18 protein-coding genes and 5 pseudogenes are annotated in these 17,867 nt (G+C 70.1%); 13 read left to right on the top strand and 10 right to left on the bottom strand.

Features of this window, described 5'->3' with window-relative positions:
- Positions 1–236: 236 nt before the first annotated feature.
- Both ACZ7IF_RS31980 and ACZ7IF_RS31975 read left to right on the top strand, forming a co-directional pair.
- Positions 237–500: pseudogene (locus tag ACZ7IF_RS31980) on the top strand (ATP-dependent helicase C-terminal domain-containing protein); the annotation flags it as partial.
- Positions 439–675 (top strand): annotated as a pseudogene (locus ACZ7IF_RS31975) (hypothetical protein); the annotation flags it as partial. The pseudogenes ACZ7IF_RS31980 and ACZ7IF_RS31975, both read left to right, overlap by 62 nt.
- Here the strand turns inward: ACZ7IF_RS31975 and ACZ7IF_RS31970 are convergent.
- Entirely contained in the window at positions 637–1,287 is a 651-nt protein-coding gene (locus ACZ7IF_RS31970) for a hypothetical protein (protein ID WP_470978593.1), read from the bottom strand. The pseudogene ACZ7IF_RS31975 and the gene ACZ7IF_RS31970 overlap by 39 nt on opposite strands.
- Before the next feature lie 158 nt (positions 1,288–1,445).
- A pseudogene (locus ACZ7IF_RS31965) lies at positions 1,446–1,544 on the bottom strand (mycothiol transferase); the annotation flags it as partial.
- Here ACZ7IF_RS31965 and ACZ7IF_RS31960 point away from each other — a divergent pair.
- Both ACZ7IF_RS31960 and ACZ7IF_RS31955 read left to right on the top strand, forming a co-directional pair.
- Positions 1,502–1,699, top strand: coding sequence for a DUF6233 domain-containing protein (locus ACZ7IF_RS31960; protein WP_470978605.1), 198 nt, complete (start codon positions 1,502–1,504; stop codon positions 1,697–1,699). The pseudogene ACZ7IF_RS31965 and the gene ACZ7IF_RS31960 overlap by 43 nt on opposite strands.
- Before the next feature lie 51 nt (positions 1,700–1,750).
- The gene (locus ACZ7IF_RS31955; protein WP_470978590.1) at positions 1,751–2,005 is read left to right on the top strand and encodes a hypothetical protein; all 255 of its coding nucleotides are present in this window, start codon (positions 1,751–1,753) and stop codon (positions 2,003–2,005) included.
- A 59-nt stretch (positions 2,006–2,064) separates the two neighbouring features.
- On the opposite strand, the gene ACZ7IF_RS31950 is transcribed toward ACZ7IF_RS31955, so the two are convergent.
- From ACZ7IF_RS31950 to ACZ7IF_RS31935, 4 genes and pseudogenes are all read right to left on the bottom strand, one after another.
- Positions 2,065–2,394, bottom strand: a complete 330-nt coding sequence (locus ACZ7IF_RS31950) for a hypothetical protein (RefSeq protein ID WP_470978587.1) — start codon at positions 2,392–2,394, stop codon at positions 2,065–2,067.
- Positions 2,395–2,592: 198 nt separating this feature from the next.
- Positions 2,593–3,021, bottom strand: a pseudogene (locus tag ACZ7IF_RS31945) (amino acid permease); the annotation flags it as partial.
- A 53-nt stretch (positions 3,022–3,074) separates the two neighbouring features.
- Positions 3,075–4,202, bottom strand: coding sequence for a C40 family peptidase (locus tag ACZ7IF_RS31940; RefSeq protein ID WP_470978584.1), 1,128 nt, complete (start codon positions 4,200–4,202; stop codon positions 3,075–3,077).
- Positions 4,203–4,410: 208 nt separating this feature from the next.
- The gene (locus tag ACZ7IF_RS31935; protein ID WP_470978581.1) at positions 4,411–5,388 is read right to left on the bottom strand and encodes a phage baseplate protein; all 978 of its coding nucleotides are present in this window, start codon (positions 5,386–5,388) and stop codon (positions 4,411–4,413) included.
- Between the two features lie 477 nt (positions 5,389–5,865).
- On the opposite strand from ACZ7IF_RS31935, the gene ACZ7IF_RS31930 reads away from it, so the two are divergent.
- From ACZ7IF_RS31930 to ACZ7IF_RS31900, 7 genes are all read left to right on the top strand, one after another.
- On the top strand, positions 5,866–6,153 hold the full coding sequence (locus ACZ7IF_RS31930) for a hypothetical protein (protein WP_470978578.1): 288 nt from the start codon (positions 5,866–5,868) through the stop codon (positions 6,151–6,153).
- A 500-nt stretch (positions 6,154–6,653) separates the two neighbouring features.
- Positions 6,654–9,431 carry an AfsR/SARP family transcriptional regulator gene (locus ACZ7IF_RS31925; RefSeq protein WP_470978575.1) on the top strand — a complete coding sequence of 926 codons (2,778 nt, stop codon included), beginning with the start codon at positions 6,654–6,656 and terminating at the stop codon, positions 9,429–9,431.
- A gap of 387 nt (positions 9,432–9,818) precedes the next feature.
- Complete coding sequence (locus ACZ7IF_RS31920; protein WP_470978572.1) at positions 9,819–11,102, top strand: RICIN domain-containing protein; 1,284 nt, start codon at positions 9,819–9,821, stop codon at positions 11,100–11,102.
- Positions 11,103–11,327: 225 nt separating this feature from the next.
- Entirely contained in the window at positions 11,328–11,627 is a 300-nt protein-coding gene (locus ACZ7IF_RS31915; protein ID WP_470978568.1) for a hypothetical protein, read from the top strand.
- A 576-nt stretch (positions 11,628–12,203) separates the two neighbouring features.
- Positions 12,204–12,371 carry a hypothetical protein gene (locus ACZ7IF_RS31910; protein ID WP_470978566.1) on the top strand — a complete coding sequence of 56 codons (168 nt, stop codon included), beginning with the start codon at positions 12,204–12,206 and terminating at the stop codon, positions 12,369–12,371.
- Positions 12,372–12,384: 13 nt separating this feature from the next.
- Positions 12,385–13,398 carry an alpha/beta fold hydrolase gene (locus tag ACZ7IF_RS31905; RefSeq protein ID WP_470978563.1) on the top strand — a complete coding sequence of 338 codons (1,014 nt, stop codon included), beginning with the start codon at positions 12,385–12,387 and terminating at the stop codon, positions 13,396–13,398.
- A gap of 222 nt (positions 13,399–13,620) precedes the next feature.
- Positions 13,621–13,899 (top strand): hypothetical protein, encoded by a 279-nt coding sequence (locus ACZ7IF_RS31900; RefSeq protein ID WP_470978560.1) that lies wholly within the window; start codon positions 13,621–13,623, stop codon positions 13,897–13,899.
- Between the two features lie 151 nt (positions 13,900–14,050).
- Here the strand turns inward: ACZ7IF_RS31900 and ACZ7IF_RS31895 are convergent, their stop codons facing one another.
- Positions 14,051–14,812, bottom strand: coding sequence for a hypothetical protein (locus tag ACZ7IF_RS31895; protein WP_470978557.1), 762 nt, complete (start codon positions 14,810–14,812; stop codon positions 14,051–14,053).
- A 206-nt stretch (positions 14,813–15,018) separates the two neighbouring features.
- Between ACZ7IF_RS31895 and ACZ7IF_RS31890 the strand changes: the two genes are divergently transcribed.
- Positions 15,019–15,552: a DUF7919 family protein gene (locus ACZ7IF_RS31890; protein ID WP_470978555.1), complete on the top strand. Its 534-nt coding sequence runs from the start codon at positions 15,019–15,021 to the stop codon at positions 15,550–15,552.
- Positions 15,553–15,574: 22 nt separating this feature from the next.
- Here the strand turns inward: ACZ7IF_RS31890 and ACZ7IF_RS31885 are convergent, their stop codons facing one another.
- Both ACZ7IF_RS31885 and ACZ7IF_RS31880 read right to left on the bottom strand, forming a co-directional pair.
- Complete coding sequence (locus ACZ7IF_RS31885; RefSeq protein WP_470978552.1) at positions 15,575–15,925, bottom strand: hypothetical protein; 351 nt, start codon at positions 15,923–15,925, stop codon at positions 15,575–15,577.
- 199 nt (positions 15,926–16,124) lie between these two features.
- On the bottom strand, positions 16,125–16,463 hold the full coding sequence (locus ACZ7IF_RS31880; protein ID WP_470978550.1) for a hypothetical protein: 339 nt from the start codon (positions 16,461–16,463) through the stop codon (positions 16,125–16,127).
- A gap of 436 nt (positions 16,464–16,899) precedes the next feature.
- Here ACZ7IF_RS31880 and ACZ7IF_RS31875 point away from each other — a divergent pair.
- Positions 16,900–17,108 (top strand): annotated as a pseudogene (locus tag ACZ7IF_RS31875) (transposase); the annotation flags it as partial.
- Between the two features lie 110 nt (positions 17,109–17,218).
- Here ACZ7IF_RS31875 and ACZ7IF_RS31870 read toward each other — a convergent pair.
- A complete protein-coding gene (locus tag ACZ7IF_RS31870; protein WP_470978547.1) occupies positions 17,219–17,755 on the bottom strand; it encodes a hypothetical protein in 537 nt (178 codons plus the stop codon).
- Positions 17,756–17,867 lie beyond the last annotated feature (112 nt).

Below are 17,867 nucleotides of genomic sequence, written 5' to 3'. Positions count from 1 at the left end.
CGCGGCCGCCCCGAGGACGAGCACGGCAACAGCCCGGACAGCGCTTCCCACTCCACATCCGTCAGCTCATGACGACGCACCATGCCGACATGATCTCCCATCAGAAACCTTTGAAGACACAGCCTAAGGCGCCGGCCAGGTTGGGCGCGAGGTCGAGGAGCTCCGGAGCCTCACGACCCGAGCGAGGGCATTGACGGACCGCCACCACCGATCATACTCGTTCTCGCCGATACTGATTGTCCCGCTGCTCCCCATGGCCGGGTTCGCGGGTCCGGGTCGACTACAGCGGCGAGCGGCCCGTACTCGCGGTGAAACTGCAGGAGTTGTTCGGCTGGTCTGCCGCCCCCGCGCTGGCGGACGGGCGGGCCCCGCTGACCGTCCACCTGCTCTCCCCCGGCTGGGCACCCGGCCGCCGTCACCGGCGACCTCGCGTCGTTCTGGCGCGAGGGCTACCGCGCCGTGCGGGCCGAGGTCCGCGGCCGCTACCCCGCCACCCGTGGCCGGAGGACCCGGCTGCGGCCGAGCCGACCCGGCGGCCCAACGCGCCCGGGTCGCGGCAGGCTGCCCCGCACCACCTGCCGACCGGTTGCATCGACGGGCGCTCCCCGGCCGGGGAGCGCCACGGGCAGCCCGGGGTTAGCCGCCACCCGAGCCGGCCGAGGCCGAACCGCCTGAGGTCCAGCGGGAGTTGGGCTGCGGCCGATCGCGCGTGCTGCGCTCGGTGCGCAGCGCCACGACGACCCCAGCCGGGCCGAGCAGAGCCTTCAACGCGTCGGCGAGCCGCTGCGGGTCGCCGCCGAACGGGAGCGCGAGCCGCTCCCGGGCGCCTCGTAGGACGAGTTCCAGCGCGAGCGTGGAGACGGCCGGCTTGTAGTCCCCCTGGTACGGCTCCACCACCTTGTGCGTCAGCCGCACCTGGCGCAGGGTCTCGACGGGCAGCCAGACGTCCGGCCCGGCGACCCGGACCAACCGCAGGGACGCGGGCACCCTGGCCGGCGCGAACTCCACCCGCAGGATGTCCCGGGCCCGGGAAGAGGCCAGCGCCAGCCAGCCGATCAGGTACTCCAGCCCGGCGATCACCCCCACCACCACGAACACGGTCGACGCCCGCGCCCCGGCGAGCGCCATCCAGAAGGCGACGACCAGGGTCGGCGCGCCCAGGGCGAGCGGAGTGAACAGCGCCTGCCCCGCCGAGGTCAGCGCGTTCCACACCCGCCCGGTCGGGCCGGTGCGCAGGACCAGATCCGTCGAGTCGGGGCCTTGTCTCAGCAAGGGATCGGTGGCCATGCCTCCAGCGTAGGACCGGTCCGCAAGAGCGCCTCGCCCATATCCGGTCGATGGGGCACGACTTCTGACGGGCCCGTAGCCCGCAGCCGGCGGGCGCGGCGGGCCCCCAGGGCTCGAACCACGGGTCGGGCCACTGCTCGGCGGCGGCCATCAGCGGGGTAGAGGGTGGCGCCGTCCAGGCTCTCGCGGATGATGTCGGCGTGGCCGCCGTGGCGTGCGGTCTCCTCGATCAGGTGCAGCAGCACCCACCGCACCGACCCCTCCTCGACGTCGGCCTCGCCGCCCGGGGCTGATCGAGCACGGCATCGGTACTGGCCGGCCTGCAGTGCGGGTGCACGTCGGCAACTGCTGGGACACCCGTACCCGGTGCAAGCCAGCGTCGGCCGACGCTGCGCGGCGGCCTTGCCGATGAGATTCCGGCGTGCCTGCATTGCCGCCCGGACACTGCCCTCGGAGTGCTGGAATGAGCGGCTACCGGCACGGTGGAGGGATGGGCCCCGCCCGGCGCGTCGTCGTCTACCCTCCGGACGCCCCGGGCGGGCGCCGCGTACTCTTCGACGGCGAGATCCTCGGCCGCGCCCTCGGCCCGAACGACCTCTTCGAGTTCCTGCGCCGGGCTGGCCTGGACCCCGATGACGTCGACCTGGACGACGCGCTGCTGATCGAGTGGCGCGGCGGCGGACCAGCCGTGTGGAGCCCCGACACCGACGGAGCCTGAGCGCAGCAACCCGGTCCGCCACCCGGGCAAGGTGTGGCGGCCCGCGCTGCTGCGCCGGGTCAGACGGTGGGCGAGCTGGTGTAGTCGTGGCGGCCGTAGCCGCGGCCGTAGCCATGCCAGTCCAGGAACAGGACCGGGTCGGCCAGGGCACCGGACCCGGCCCGATGACTGATGGTCCCGGTCCGGTAGTGACCGTCATGGTTCCCGCCGGACGTGCTGTCCTCCAGCCGGCGCTCGATCTCCGTGAAGTCCCTCTCGACCACCATGGGGTCCGTGCCGTCGCGGGACAGCTTGATCTGTAGCCGCAGCTTGGCCCCGTCGAAGATCGTCGGGTCGTCCACCTCGCGGAACCTGGTTCCGTCCCACGTCGCTTCGGCGTAGGCGTACACGGTGCCCCCGGAGCGGGCCGCGCACGTCTTGACCGTGATCTTCCAGTTGTCCCGTCACGGCCCGTCATAACTGCTGTCGTCGATGTCCTGCGTACTGGACGCGCACTTGTAGTCCGGCGCAGCCGTAGCGGCCCGCTCCCGCCGCACCCGTTAGACCGCCCCGGATACGTGTTCGCGGCGGTCACGCCCTGCGGGCCGTCACCACGCGACGCACCCGTAGGCAGCGGTGCCGGCGGCCAGCACCCCGGCGCCGGAAATTACCGAAGAGGCCGGGAGGACGAGGGCGAGGGCGAGGCAGCCTGCCAGCCCGAGGTCCGGGATGATCCGCGCCGGTCGGCCCTCGTCCGGGGCGAGGGTCCAGGCGGAGGCGTTGGCGATGGCGATGGCGTAGGAGGCGAGCACCCCGAAGGAGGAGAAGCCGATCGCCCCGCGCACGTCGGTGGTCGCGGCGAGTACGGCGACGACCGCGCCGACCACGAGTTCGTCGCGGTGCGGCACCTGGAACCTCGGGTGGACGGCGGCCAGGGCGTGCGGGAGGTGGTGGTCGCGGGCCATCGCCAGGGTCGTGCGCGAGACCCCGAGGATCAGGGCGAGGAGCGAGCCGAGTACGGCCACCGCGGCGCCCACCCCCGTCTCTCTCAGCACCTCGCCCTCGTCATCGTGCCGGAGGGCCGAGCTGGTCAGGGCTTGGGGGTGCCGTCGGTGCGGGGCAGGAAGCGGGTCGCGCCCACGTAGACGCGGCCGGTGGAGCCGATGGGCTCCTCCCGGACCACCTCGCCCGTCCGCGGTGCGTTGATCATCATCGGCTCGCCGTTCCTGGTGCCCGTGTAGATGCCGACGTGCGTGACCTCGGTGCCGGTGGCGGAGCGGAAGGCGACGATGTCGCCCGGCCGGAGGTCGTCGGTGCCGGTGATCCGGACGCCGGCGGCGGAACCGGCGGGCGCCTGCCCGCCGCCCGCGTCGAACTGGGGCTGCGCGTCACGCGGGATCGTCACGCCGAGAGCGGAGTAGACCTGCCCGGTCAGGCCGGAGCAGTCGTAGCCGAATCCGGAGGTTCCCGACCACAGGTAGGGCAGGCCCAGGAACTTGCGGGCCTCGGCGACCACGTCCTCGCCGCTCGGCCGCCCGGCCGCCGGAACGCGCGCGAGGTCGCCGGAGCGGAAGAACAGCTTGCCGCGGCTGGGCGAGTGGGCCGTGACGATGCCGGGCAGCGGGCCGGGAGCCACCGGGAAGGAAGTGTTGTACGAGTACTCGGCGGAGCTCCCCGTCGATGCGGCGCCCTGGAGGGCGGCCTCGGGGGACGTGTAGCCGCGGGCCGTGGGGCGGGCCACGCGTTCCTCGTGCGCGCCCCGGGGCGACTTGCGGTGATCGGCCGTCAGCTGGCGGTCGGGGATCCAGCCGGGGTAGGCCCCGAGGCCGGACTCGTCGCGGGGGGTGGGCTGGCCATGGACCCAGACGTGGTCCCAGAGCAGGCCGTCGCGCACCTCGGTCCGGTCGATGGTCACCCGGGCGCCGTGCAGCGCCTGCGTCTCTCCGGCGACGCCGCGCCGCTCGTCCAGGGTCATGGCCGCCAGCCAGCCGCGGACGTCGGCGGGGTTGGCCGTGGCCGGCGCGTCCACGGGCCGGACCTGCGCGGGGTCGACCCAGACCTGGGCCACCGTCACGTCGACGTAGCAGGTGCGGGCACCGGCACAGGTGCGAGGCGCACCGGTCGCTCCGGTGGCGGTGGCGGTGGTTGCCGGGGAGGCCAGGGCGAGGAGCGCCAAGGCGGCCGTCAGGACGGGCTTCACGAAGGGCGTCGAGGGCATGCGGGGATTCTGTCCCGTGCGCGGCGTCCGTGAACCCCTGTGTCGTCCAAGCAGGGGCTTCCGGGCGGTCCGGCTCAGCCGCAGCGCGGTCCGAGGACGGACGCGGTCCGTGCGTGGACCGGCGCGGGCAGGGCACCGTCGTGGCCCGGACGGGTACTGCTGACCGTCCGCCCGGCGCGGACCGCCGGGCGGACAGGATGACGGGAGCCTAGACCAGCGCCTTCTTGTAGAAGATGCTGGAGCGCCGGTCGCCCTCGACGCCGGTGGCGAAGCCGATGAAGAGACGGGCCTCGCCGGCGTCGGTACGGTAGACCGCCAGGCCCTCGGGCTCGCGGAAGTGGAGGGTGGAGCCGGCCTTGGTGAGGACAGGGCCCTGCTTCACGGTGCCGGTGTTGATGTCGATGCTGGTGATGTAAGAGTTGCCGTCGCCGGTGGGGGTGCCGTCGCCCGGGTAGGCGTTACCCGTCAGGTAGTACATGTACGAGCCGTAGAGGGTGTAGCCCTGCGGAGTACCGGGGATGGCCGGCTGCTTGAAGTCGACCAGCGGCGAGCCGAAGCTGCGCGTCTCGAAGGCGGAGAGGGGATACACGGCGATGCGCTTGCCGGCGCTGGTGTGGTAGCGCACGATCATGCGCCGGTGGACCGGGTCGACGGAGCACGTGTACTCGGTGGCGCCGGAGATCGGCCGGTAGGCCGCCGCGGCGGCCGGCGAACTCAGGGTGGTGTCGGCGGTGTAGCGGATGGGCGCGAGCGCGGTGCCGTACCCGTTGTCGTTCGCGTCGCACTCGATCCACAGCTCGGTACCGGAACCGCTCGGCAGAGCGGCGAAGGCGACGCCGTGGCCGAACCCGTTGAGGTGCATGTACGACAGGTAGTTCCCGTCGAAGTCCATCTTGTTGATGCACAGGTCGCCGGCGGACTCGGGGCTGTCGTCCCGCTTGGTCGCGACGAAGAGGTACTTGTTCACCCAGTCGAAGGCGAAGCTCTGCTGGACCCGCGGACCGTGCGTGTTCTTGGACCGGAACAGGTCGTACGACGGCTCAGCGAGGTCGAACCGCTGGGTCCCGGGCACGTCGGCCGACGCCGTCTGCGCGCCGACGCCGAGCCCGAGGGCGGCGAGTGAGGCTCCCACCCCGGTGCGTATGAGGCCGCGGCGGGAGAGGAGGAGGTCAGGGGTTCGGCTCATGGGGGGAACTCCAGTGGCATGGGTGGGGCAGGAGCACGTGATGCTATCCGTGGCGGAATGCGGTGGTGCGCCGGCGGGCCCGTCCGGGGTGATGCGCGGGGAGGCGTCCGGGCTGTTGGTGTGTGACTGATCCCCCAATCGTCGTTGTCACCGGTGGGGTGTCCGCTCCGCTCCCGCCCCCAGCACCGGCGAGGCAGGGGGCCGGCTATTGGGCCGTTGCCTCTCGAACAGCCCGTTTCGCCGAGAGGTTGACGTCCGTCCACGATGCCGGGTGGGAAGCGGCGCAGGCGGCCCTCGGGGAGCGGCACGGAGTCCGGGGACTGATGGAAGAACCTCGACGTCTTATAGTGAGAAACTCTGTCTCATTCAAAAACACCGACACCTCTCCCATCGTTGTCGCCGGGGCCACCGGGGAGATCGGCCACGCAGGCTCCGGGGTTCGTCTGCGGTTACGCCTTCCCCGCCGGTTCGGCCCTGATGTTCGATGTCACCGTGGCCATCGCCGCCGACGCTCCCTGTGGCCCCATCACCAACGAAGTTGAGGTCAGGGAGCCGGCGGAGAACATCTCGCTCTCGGCAAGCGAAACGGCGACCATCACCGGCACGGGCTGCCCCGACGGGAAGGAAGACGGCGGCGGCTCCATCCTGCCGGTCGACATCAGCGGGGTCGTCACGGCGTTCGACAACATCAACACCAACAACAACCTGCTCAGCCCCGGCGCGAAGAACAGCACCCACCAGAACCTCGGCACCAACGCATCCTGACCGCTGGGCCCGAAGGCCAGCCGGGATCTGCTCGCGGGTGACCGGGCACGAAGCGCGAGGAGCAGTCCGCTCCTCGCGCGTTCACCTAAGGGCTGTCCCGTAATCCCCGGCGGGCGCACGACGCCGGCTACGGCACCTCGCCGCGTTGTCGGAACGCCCGAATACGCCCAGTACGGGGGCGCCCCTCCGCCTTGCGATGCACCGCATCCGACGCCGTGCGCCGATCCACCGGGGATCACGGGACAGCCCTTAGGGGAGGAAGGCCCCGCTCCGGGAGGATGCCAGGCCTGCCCGTGCAGCGGGAACCGGCCGCGCAGTCGTCTTGACGGGGCGAAGCACGCCAGGGTGTCAGGACCGGCGGCCTCGTGGGGCACAGATGGCAGGCTGTTTGGTCGAATGCGGCGTGTACCAGCGGATGGCGCCATCCGCTGGACGGCAGGTACTCGAAGGCGGGAGCCGTAGCGTTATCCTGAATTCTTTTGCTGGGAGGCATTGGGCAGATGGAGTTCCGGTTGCTCGGAGCGGTGTCAGTCGTCACCGAGGCCGGCGGTCTGCCGCTCGGACCCGTCAAACGGCGCAGCCTGCTGGCCGCCCTGCTGTTGCGCCCTAACTGCCCAGTGCTCGTCGACCACCTGACGACCGCTCTGTGGGAGCAGGAACCGCCGGCGCGCGCCCGCGGTGTAATCCAGGGCCATGTGTCGCAGTTGCGGGCCTCGCTGACGAGTGCCGGCGCCGGGGCGCACGGCGTCGAGTTGGTCACCCAGGGCCCAGCGTATGTCCTGCGCATGCCGAAGGTCCTGCTGGACGTGCACCGCTTCGAAGATCTGGTGGCTCTGGCCCGTGAGCAGCGTGTCCCGGCTGAAGCTGTGGCGATGTACCGGGAGGCGTTGTCGCTTTGGCAAGGGCCGGCACTGGCCGACGTGTGCCCGAGCCCACCGCTGCAGGCCGCCGCGCAGGCGTTGGAGGAGCTGCGGCTGGCCGCGGTGGAGCAGCTGGCGGCGGGATACGCGCGTTTGGGTGATCACTCCAGCGCCGTGACTGTTCTGCGCGCCGAGACAGTGGCCCATCCGCTGCACGAATCGCTGTCCGCCACGCTCATGGGGGCGCTCCAGAGAGCGGGCCGCCGCTCCGAGGCGCTGGACTGGTTCCATCGCACCCGGCGGTTGCTCGCCGACGAACTGGGCGTGGACCCGGGCCAGGAACTGGCGAACGCCTACGCCTCGGCCTTGCGCGGCGGTGAAGGAGACGCGGCGCAGGCCACGGGGGACACGGCGAAAGCAGCCGCCGCGGTTCCGGTTCTTTGCCCGGCCACGGCGACGGTCGCCCCGCTCCCTGCCGCCGTACCGGATGCCGTTGCGCAGACTGGTGCGCCCGATCTGCTGCCGCGTGCGCCGCGCGGCTTCCATGGGCGGGCGGCGGAGCTCGTCGCCCTGTCCCGGGCCGCCAGAGGCGAGGCGCCGGTCTGCCTGGTCACCGGGCCCGCCGGGGTCGGGAAGACGGCCCTGGTGCTGCACTGGGCACACCACGGCCGTGCCGGATTCCCCGACGGGCGGCTCTACGCCGACCTGCGCGGCTTCGGCGACATGGGCGAGCCGGCTCTCGTGGAGGTGCTGCGCGAGTTCCTTCTGGCGCTCGGTGTCGCGCAGCGCCGGATACCGGAGTCGGCGAACGGCGCGGCCGCGCTGTTCCGGTCGTTGGCTGCCGACCGCCGGCTCCTCGTGGTGCTCGACAACGCGCGTGACTCCGAGCAGGTAAGGCCGCTCCTGCCAGGCGGTCGCCGTTGCGTCACCGTCGTCACCAGCAGACACCGGCTGCCGGGGCTGATCGTCACCGACAGCGCCCGGCCCGTTGCCGTGGACGTGCTCGGGCCGGAGGACGGCACGATGCTCCTCGCCGGGGTACTCGGCACGGAACGGGTATTCGCAGAGCCGGTGGCCGCGCGAGTGCTGGCCGAGCTGTGCGGCGGGCTGCCGCTCGCGCTGCGGGTGACCGCCGCCAGGCTGGCGCAACGGCCCGGCTGGTCGCTGGGCGCGATGGCAGCCGAGCTGTCCGACGAGACGCGCCGGCTGAGCCTGCTGGACGTGGAGGACACCGGCGTGCGGGCGGCGCTGCACCTGACGCTGCAACAGCTGCCCTGGCACGTCTCCCGTCAGTTCGCCCATCTCGGTCGCCACCCCGGCACGCACGTCGACCGGTATGCGGCGGCGGCCTTGGCGGGCACGGATCCGGCAGCGGCCGAGCTTTCCCTGGAGCGGCTGGCCGTCGCGCACCTCGTCACGGAGACGGCGTCCGGCCGCTGGACGCTGCACGATCTCGTGCGGCTCTACGCGCGGAGCCTGGACGCCGGGCCCAATGCGCTCAAGCGCGTGCTCGACCACTACATCGCCACGGCCCTCGCGGCCGTGGCGGCGGCCGAGCCCGGCAACGAGGAGGACTTCCCGCTGCCTGCGGACTACCTGCCGTCCGCCGCCGTGCGGGAGTTCGGCGACCGGTCCGCCGCCGTAGCCTGGTACGCGGCCGAGAGGGACGACCTCACGCTGGCGGTGGCTGCGGCACAGGCCGCCGGACTGCACGGCAGGGCCTGGCGGATCGTCCTGCTGCTGTGGCCGCTGATCGTGTGGCGCGTGCGGGACGGCTGGGTCCCGCTCCTGGAGACCGCGCTCGCGGCGGCACGGGCCGACGCCGATCGGCACGGCGAGTCGCGGGTGCTGAACGTGCTCGGCTGGGTGCTGATCGAGGAGGGGCGCATCGCAGAGGCTCTGGCCCGTCTGGGGGCCGCCTCCGCGCTCGCCTCCCGGGCGGGCGACTTGGTCGCCGAGGCGAACGCGCTGATCGTCCTGGCCGTGGCGCAAGCGGCGCTCGGCGGCCCGTCCGAGGCTGCGCAGGGATGCGAGCGGGCGGTGGAGCTGGCGCGCACGGCCGGCAACCGGACCACCGAGAGACTGGCCATGCAGCACCTCGCCCGGCATCGGGTCGACGCCGGGGAATGGCGCCCGGCCCTCGACACGGCGACCGAGGCCCTCGCCTTCGATGATCGATCGGGCACCGCCGACGTGCCCCGGATACTGCTGCTCATGGTGAGGGGAGAGGCGCTGCTGGGGCTCGGGGACGCGGCCGAGGGCATCCGGCAGCTCGACCTGGCGGCCCGGGAGGCGGAGTCGTCCGGCTACGAGGACGGCGCGGTACGGGCGCTCGGCGTGCTGCTGCGGGTATCGGCGGATCCGGGACTCCAGGCACGGTACGACGCGGCGGTTGCGCGACTCACGACGCGAACCTGAACCGTCGCCCGCGGCCGGCAGCATGGCACGAGGCTGACGAACGGCAACCGAACTTCAGCAGCTCTCAACGTATGGCGGCCCTACTCGGGAAACCGAGGACTCGGCCGGCTGAACGGAAGCATGCCGGGCCAGGTGCCGGGCCGAGGACTGTGGCGTGGTCCTGGCGGCGCCGCCGGCGCCGGCTGTCTCCTGCCTGCAAGAGCCTGCCTTCGCGACCCGATCCCCAGCTCATCACGTTCCAGGCACCAGCACTGCCCGTACTTGTCGCCAACGTGAACGGCGCGTCAGGAATACGTGAGCGAAGCGTGAGCGGGGGATGAGAGTCTGATCCCTCTGGGCCAAAGCGGCAAACCTGGCCCGCCGAAGGCGATCCGGTTTCCACGCCCAGTGAAAGATAGCTTGAGTGCGGGATTTCCGAAGGGGCTGGATTTGAGAACGGCTGGATTTCTTCACATGCAAAAAAATCCGAGAATTGTTGCCCTATTGGCAGTGTTCGCAACGATCATCGGCGTGTTTGTGGGGGTGCCCGCTTCTCCCGCGTACGCCGCAGACCTGAAGCCAGAGCACATCAAGATGGCCACCTATAATTCTCAGGGCGCCAAGTGGAGCGAGGTCGAGGTACTCAGCAGGGGAAACAGCATTGTCGCGGTGCAGGAGGCCGGCCCGGATCCGCGCCTGATAATGGCGCACCAAAACGACTATCAGATCCGCGGGTACCAGGTCAGGCATTACCTCTGGCGGACGTCTCAGGGGCAGAGGCACGTTTACTACCTGAATCCGTCCTCGAACGGTCGGGTCAATCTGGCAATGGTTACGCACCAGGCTGCCGACAACGTCCTGGTCGCTCCGGGACTCACCTCCGGTGGCGTCGCGCGGGGTCGCCCTGCGCTGGGCCTGGTCTTCGGCAACAACGCCTACTTCAACCTGCACGCGCTCGCCAGCGGGGGCGGGGACGTCCCGGTGTTGCTGAACAGCATCCGTACCGAGGCGTCGATAGCTCGCGTGTCGTGGCATGCAATGGGCGACTTCAACCGAGAGCCGCAGACGATCGACAACGTGGTCGAAGACCTCCATGCGCACACCTATCGCAGCGGAAACCCCACGCACCAAAGCGGTCACGAACTGGACTACATGGTTTCATCGCGGAATATAAACGATCACGCCGCTGAACGGATGGGCGGCAGGGGCTCGGACCATTATCCAGTGCAGTTCGCCACTCGTGCACCCTCGAACAATGACACCTTTGCCGTGACCAGCCTCAGTAATGACGGTCGCGTCATGGACATCGCTGGCGGGTCAGCTACCAACGGGACGCATGTCATCACCTACGATGACCACCATGGCCAGAACCAGCAGTGGCAAGCACGTCAGGGCTCTGTACCCCAGTCGATGACACTCGTCAACAAGCAAACTGGTAAGTGTATTGACGCGTCCGGTGGGCCCGGAGCCGGAAGCGGAAATTACCTCAACGAATGGGACTGCCAAGGCCAGAAGACCCAAAATTGGCGACCCATCTATGACCCCGTCGAGGTAGGCGTGGTCTCGTACATGCATCTCTACACCGGCCTGTGTATGGACGTATTGAACTACGCGATGGGCAACGGCGCCTGGCTCGGCCTGTACAAGTGCAGCGGGGCCCAGAACCAGAAGTTCCTGCTTCAGTGGCGTTGACCGTGGCGTCCGGCAGCGAACCGGCCCAGCCGGGCGAAGCAGGGTCAACTCCCTGACGCAGTACATGTGTTGCCTGTACTAGCGGGCATCTTTTCGGATACTACGAGCTCCCTGGGGCGACCCACCCCAGGGAGTCCGGAACTCCGGCTTCGCGGCAATCTCCGCCGGACCATCTGACCTGCCAACTCTCAACCTGGCCGTGCCCGGTTCGGCGATGATGAACGCATGGCGCACACCATGGTCCTCGCCGTCCACCCCGCCGACCTGGAGCACCGCGGGCTGCTGAAGGAGTGGACGCCCGTCCCGGCCGACGCTCCCACGTCGGGGCAGACGCTCGGCGGGAGAGGACCGTACGCCGGTGCGGGGCTCACCGGCCGGCTGGTCGTCGTCCTGCCCGAGACGCTGTGGGCGCCGCTCGTACGGGGCGCCTACTGGACCGGCCCAACCCCACCTACAGGCCCTACAGGCCTGGACCGACCGGTGGGGCCCCGGGCCCGCCGCCGGGCGCAGTGCGGCACCGCCTGACGCCCTCGCCGAACGCGAACTCATCGCCCGGCACATCACCACCACCGGCGAAATCATCCGCACCGCTCTGGCCCGCACCGTCGACGGTCGCCCGAACCGCTGACCCCACCGGCGAAGACAGCCGGGGTGCCGAGCAGTCCGAAGCATGCGAGAGACGAACCCGGCCCGGGGTCGCTTCAGTCTTGGTTCCGGCTCCGGATGGGCAGCGGGCACGGGCACCCATTACATCCGCTCAGGACCAGGCACGGCCTGGACACCGGCTCACTCAAGGCAGGCGAGCTGGCGGGCCATCGTCGGCCAGTCCGCCCCTGCATCAACTCGGCCGGGACGTCCTCGTCCAAGACGCCGCGCAGATGGTCGGCCGACCAGCCCGGCGCCATCTTCTCTGCGTCCTCGCCAAGTTGCTTGTCGTCCCCCGTCAGGCGCCTTCCCTCCGCGTCCCTGATCGGTCCCCGACCCGACCCGGAAAGGGCCCGGACAGGGGGGCCACATGGGTGACGGTGGCACCTAACGTGACGAGGTGTCCCGGCCGGGTCCGCACGCTTCGCGCAACCGCCCTCTTCATGAGGAGGATCCATGTCGTTAAGGGGCAGCACGGCACCGCCGCACATCGCCGCGCGGGGCACAGCCATGGCCGTGGGAGCCGCCATGGCCGTCATCACCGGCCTCGTCGCCGCTCCCGCGGTCCACGCGTCGCCGTCTGCCACCGGAGCCCTGCGTGGGCACCGTGTGACGGCCCGCTGAAGCCGGGAGCCGAGTGCGCCACTCTTTCGGTGCCGGTCGACTGTTCGACCACCTCGACACGGCCCAGACGGTCCGGGACCTGGACGCCCTCCGGGCCGCCCTCGACGAGCGGAAGCTGACCTTCCACGGCAGTTCGTACGGCACGCTCCTCGGGGCGCAGTACGCCGAGACCTACCCCCGCCGCGTGCGCGCAATGGTGCTGGAGAGCGTGATGGACCACAGCGTTGCGGTCACCCGTGACTTCCTGCGGTCCGAGGCGGCCACAGCACAGGATTCATTCCATGAGTTCGTGAAGTGGTGCAACGGTGCCACGGACTGCGCGCTGCGCGGCCGCGACATCCGCGCCGCCTGGCAAAAGCTGTTGGCCCGGGCCGCGCGCGGCGAGCTGGCGGACCCCGCGAAGCCGGGCACCTCGCTGTCGTCTTCGGACCTGGTCAACAAGATCGCGTTCCGAGAGTTCTACGGGGCCGCCGACTACGCCGGCCTGGCCACGGCGATCGCTGGGATGGACGCGAGCAAACCGCTGCCCGCGTCGCCCACCTCGACAGCTCCGCTGCCTCCTGCAACCCCGGTCTTCTGCTCGGACTGGCACCTGCCAGTACGCAACTACCAGGACTACGCCTCGCTCGTCACCATGATGAACAAGACGGCGCCCGACCTGCCCTACCTGCTGCCGCTCCACATGGCAGCCGCGTGCCTGGGCGCGCCGACCGCCAACCCGCAGCACCGCCTGGACACACACGGTGCCCCGCCGATCCTGGTCTCCAACGCGGTCCACGACCCCTACCGGCTACGAGTGGGCGGTCTCGGTGGCCCGGCAGCTCGGCCGCAGCGGCGTGCTCCTCACCTACGAGGGCCACGGGCACGGCAGCATCGCCAAGGGCCCGTGCATGGAGGACACCGTCAACAGATATCTCACCGACCTGGCAGTCCCACCACAGGGCACCAGCTGCCGCCCCGCCATGCCGTTCTGACAGCTTGTCGATCCGGGTCCGCCCTTCGTCCGGACCCGGATCGACAACATTGATCGTGAAGCACCGCTTTCATGGCAGGGCCCAACCAGGAAGGACACCACCTCAACCCGTGCGGAATCCCATCGGGAACATCAGTGCCCTACCTGGCATCCGCGGCCGGTCCGGCGACCCGCAGGACTCACAGCGTCGGATCGCACGGCGCCCCGTAGCGCGGGGTCTGGACGGCCCCCACGTGTGCCTGAGCCACCGCAACGGCTCGGGGCCCAGGCACCGCAATGTTCTCAGTTCGCAGCCAACTCGAAGGCCTGGTTGGTGGTGTTGGCGGCTCCAGGGCTGTTGATGTTGTTGCTGGTGTTGATGTCGTTGAACGCAGTGACGATGCCGTTGAGGTTGACGGGCAGGATCGATCCGCCCCCGCCGCCCCGCCATTGCCGCCATTGCCGCCGTCGCAGGTGCCGCCGGTGACGGTGGTGGAGTCACTGTCGGAGTCCGACGCGCTGCCGCCGCCGGAGACGCCGGCCGTCTTGGTGAACGTGCACGGGCACTGGCGGTGACGTCGACGTTCATGTCAGCGGTCACACATTTCCCCACGATCCACATGATCGGCGTCACGTAATTCCCCACCCGAACGGTCATGCTTCCCCATGGGGATGGCGGTTGCGAGTGGGCCCAACGGCAGGGCCCGAGCCCGCCTCTCCCTGCTGTTCACATGAACAGCAGGTCGACCGGCGGCCATGGGTAGCCCAGTCGCTCGGCATCATGCGAACCTCCCCAGACCTCGGCGGTGGCACGGGGATCGCCTGCGGTCAACCGCGCTTCAAGGCGCTCGGCCTGGTCCGATGGATCGTCCGCGGAGATCGGGAGAGTCATCCCGAACTGGATCCAGGGCAGATCCGTATCGGGCCCGTTAGGGGGGTGCATCAGGATGACGTGGATCCGGTCGGGTTGCTTGCGGGAGGCCCAGACGTCTTGCAACTCGCACTCCCACCGGAGGAGCCAGTCCCCGCGTCCCCTCAGCCCCGCCTCAAGCAGCCGCGCAACTGCTCCTGCCGGCCACTCCCAGCCGCGGTCCTCTCCGGCTCGCAGGACTTCGGCCTCGTACTGAGCTGCGGTGAACCGAAGCTCCGGCAGGGCGACATCCTGATTGGCCGGGTCGCGCCAGCCCGCCCAGACAACATGGTCCCCGTCACGCGTGACCGTCATGTACAGGGCACCGCAGCACTCCTCCGCGCCGCACCCGGACCAAGCGAGACGAGCCTCGTGGGGCGTCGCGGTGGCATGCAACGGCCCGTCCAGGTCCAACAGATACCGGGGGCCTGCTCCCAGGTACCGGGAGCCTCCCACGCCGCCAGGAAGCACATCAGCCAGAAGATCCCCGCCGTTGACGATCGGGCGGACCTCCACGCCGCCCTCGTCGGGCGGTCGGCACACGATGCTCAGGCTGAGAAGGTCCGGTTGCATGGTCATCGGCCAATGGTCGTGGAGCCAGCCACAGCTGTCATGTGAATTCGCGTGGCCCTGCTCGGGTCGGTAGTCCGGGCTGCTGTCAGCCAGGCCCGGCCTCCGGACACCCCGCCGGAACGTCGGAATGGCAGCCGGGGGAACTACGTGACCGGCCACAGTCGGTTCAGTGAGTGTCCAAACGGCCCCGTCGCAAGCGCGATGATGGGCACATGTTCTATGCAGACCTCAGCCCATACGCCTACTGGGACGAAGGTGAAGAATTCACCGACCTAACCGACGGCATGCGTTCTGTAAGCTTTCAGCCGGTCTACGAACGATTCAACATAGGCTGGCTGGAAGCAAGCCTATGTTGGACAAGCGGCCAGGCTCCCCGGGAATTCGGCCGCAGGCTTCTGGCCATCATCGATGCCCAGCAAGTCAATGTCATGTTGGGCCTGCACAAGTGCGATCTTTGCCCAACACCTCTCCCAGACTCCCACCCCTGGTACACACCCCGCCCGGGAGACCTACGCGCAAGCGCTGGAACCGGTGAGATCCGCGTCCCCGGCAACCCTGGCACTGTCTTCGCCGCTCCGAGCCTCATCGGCCATTACGTCGTCGACCACAGCTACCTGCCGCCCCAGCCGTTCATTGAGGCAGTCCTTACCTTCGACCCGTACGGAACCTGTCAGGCAAGGTTTCCAGGTATCAGGTTCCCGTGGGTACCAAAGGATGCAGTCCTTCGCCACGTCGACGACGAGTAGGGCCCGCGTCCCGGCGCACCCATCAATGCAGGAGTCGGGCCGGCTTTTGTGCCTCCTGTGCCTCCTGTGCCTCAGACAGACCTGCAACGCTGAATTCATCACGCACCAGGGGCGCTGCGCTCAGTCCTGATTCGAGCATGCAGATAAGACGGGTGTTGCAGCCGTCGCTCGGGTTGTCGCCGGCGTTCCAGTGCTTGAACGCCTCGCGCTCGTAGCCCGTCCGGGACTCGTCGGCGACTCGGAGGGCGGAGACGGCGACGCCGATCGGCAGGACCTCGGGCTCCAGCGCCTTCGCCTGGGCGGTGGTCGGCAGGGAGACGGGAAGCACGGCCAGGGCCAGGGCGGCGGCCGTGCGCATCACGGTGATCATCACGGGGCCGGTTGTAGCCCCGTCGATCGCCTGAAGACCGGGCTCCTGCCTGCCCGTCACCCGATTGGACCGGCGGATTCATCGCAGAAACGGAGCCACAAGCTTCTGGTCGAGGCATGAGGGGCCGAGCCCGCCCGGGCCAATTCCGCCGCGCGCGCCAGGCGCTGGCTCCGGGAGCGGGGCTCGCAAGACGACGGGCCGCCTATGTGTGTGTTCTCGGCGTCAGCACGGAGAGCCAGTCGTTGTCGTCCGGGGAAGGGCCCGTACCGCCAGCTCCCTGACCGGGGGCGGGCGGGACCTCCATGGCCTTGCGAAGGTGGGCGACGGTGGCGTTGGCCGCCGCACGCAGTTGGTCATCGTCGGACTGGCAGCCGGTGGCGTCGAGGAGGACGACGGCCGCCTGGAGCACGCCGACGTGCACGCGCACGGTCGAGAGCGCCGCGAGGGCTGCCGCCGCCTGTTCGGCCGGCGAGGCTGGGGACTGGGGAATGAGCTGAGCAACGCCTCGGCCGAGGCCTCGGTCGCGGGAGGGTGCTGTCACAAGGGGCAGTCTGCGGCGCAGGCGCCCACCCGCCCAAATCCCGTGGGCCAAGCCCTACGGCCTGGTCGCCGTTGAACGTGGTCAGAGCGTTGGCAAGGAGGGCTGCGATCCGGGTGATGTGCTGGCCGAAGAGGAGCAGGATCGTTCCGGTAGTCCGGACTTCGAGGGGGAGGTTCCTGTCGTTCAGGCACTGCTGGAGGAGCTCCCACTGAGAGGGCGTTAAGCTCATCTTTGGGCTGCTATATGCGGAGCTGGGCTTCGGCTTGTCTGGGAGTACTGAGGCTGGCGTGAATGATGGTGCACGAGTCGCAGTTCCGGCGCCGTGTTGGCCTGGCTGCTCCTGTTTCATCCCAAGACGCCGTGTTGTGCGCCGTGTGCTTCGGGCGCCGGTGTCTGCGCCCGGGCCTGCCGGGTGATGGGTGGGTAACTCGGAATCGTGCCTGAACGTCGCCGTTATCCCAGTGATCTGTCCGATGCTCGGTGGAAACTGGTCGAGCCGGTTCTGACCGCCTGGCGCTCCGAGCGCCGCGGCCGCGGCCTCGACATCGGCGACCATCGGATCACGACCTGCGCAGTCTCTTGGACGCGGTCCTCTACGTGAACCGCACCGGGATCGCCTGGCGCTATCTGCCGCACGACTACCCGCCACGCCGCCATCACCCGGCCGGCCGCCGCCAGGGTCCCTCTCCCCGGCCTGGCCGTCCACCTCGCCTCGGCCGCCTCGGGCCTCCCGGCCACCGATGAGCTGTCCGCCTTCATCGCGGCCCACACATCGCCATGACGGGCGCCGCCGCCTTCCGGCGCCGGTGGTACGCGAGGGCGACCGCCGCCAGCAGCGGGGGCCACGCGACCAGGGGGACGTAACAGACCAGCAGGAAGATGTCCTGGGCCGGGCTGCCGATGGTCCCCTCGCCGATCCCGACGACGTTGGCGTACGTGAACCAGGCGACCAGGGCCGCCCCGGCGGCCGCCCCCAGCAGTGCCGGAACCACCGCCGCGAGCGGTGGCACCCGCCGCCCGCCGAGGTACGGGATCCAGTGCGGCACGGTCTCTCCCCAGCCGCGGACCAGTCCCAGCGTGAGCAGGGCCAGGCACTCGGACAGCACGCTGAGGAAGAGCACGTACGCCGCCCCGGGCACGGTCGTGACGGGCTCGGCGGCAACCGGCAGCCCCACGACCAGGGCGACCCGCCACAGCCCCGACGGGACGGCGATCAACGGAACGGCATGGGCGACGACGGCGGCCCACCGGGGCACGTCCGGCAGGGCCTTGACTCGCAACAGGTTCGGCATGACGAACATGCTGGCCGGGAGCCGAGCCGACCCACATCGTCCCCCGCTCCCGACCTCTTCCCCCACACGGGGGAGGCAGGATGCTACCCAGGTCCCCTCACCCACAGAACGG

This window comes from Streptomyces sp. NPDC037421, from assembly GCF_055602105.1.
Note: the sequence above shows the minus strand (reverse complement) of the source record. Positions and strands in the feature narration are given on the sequence as shown.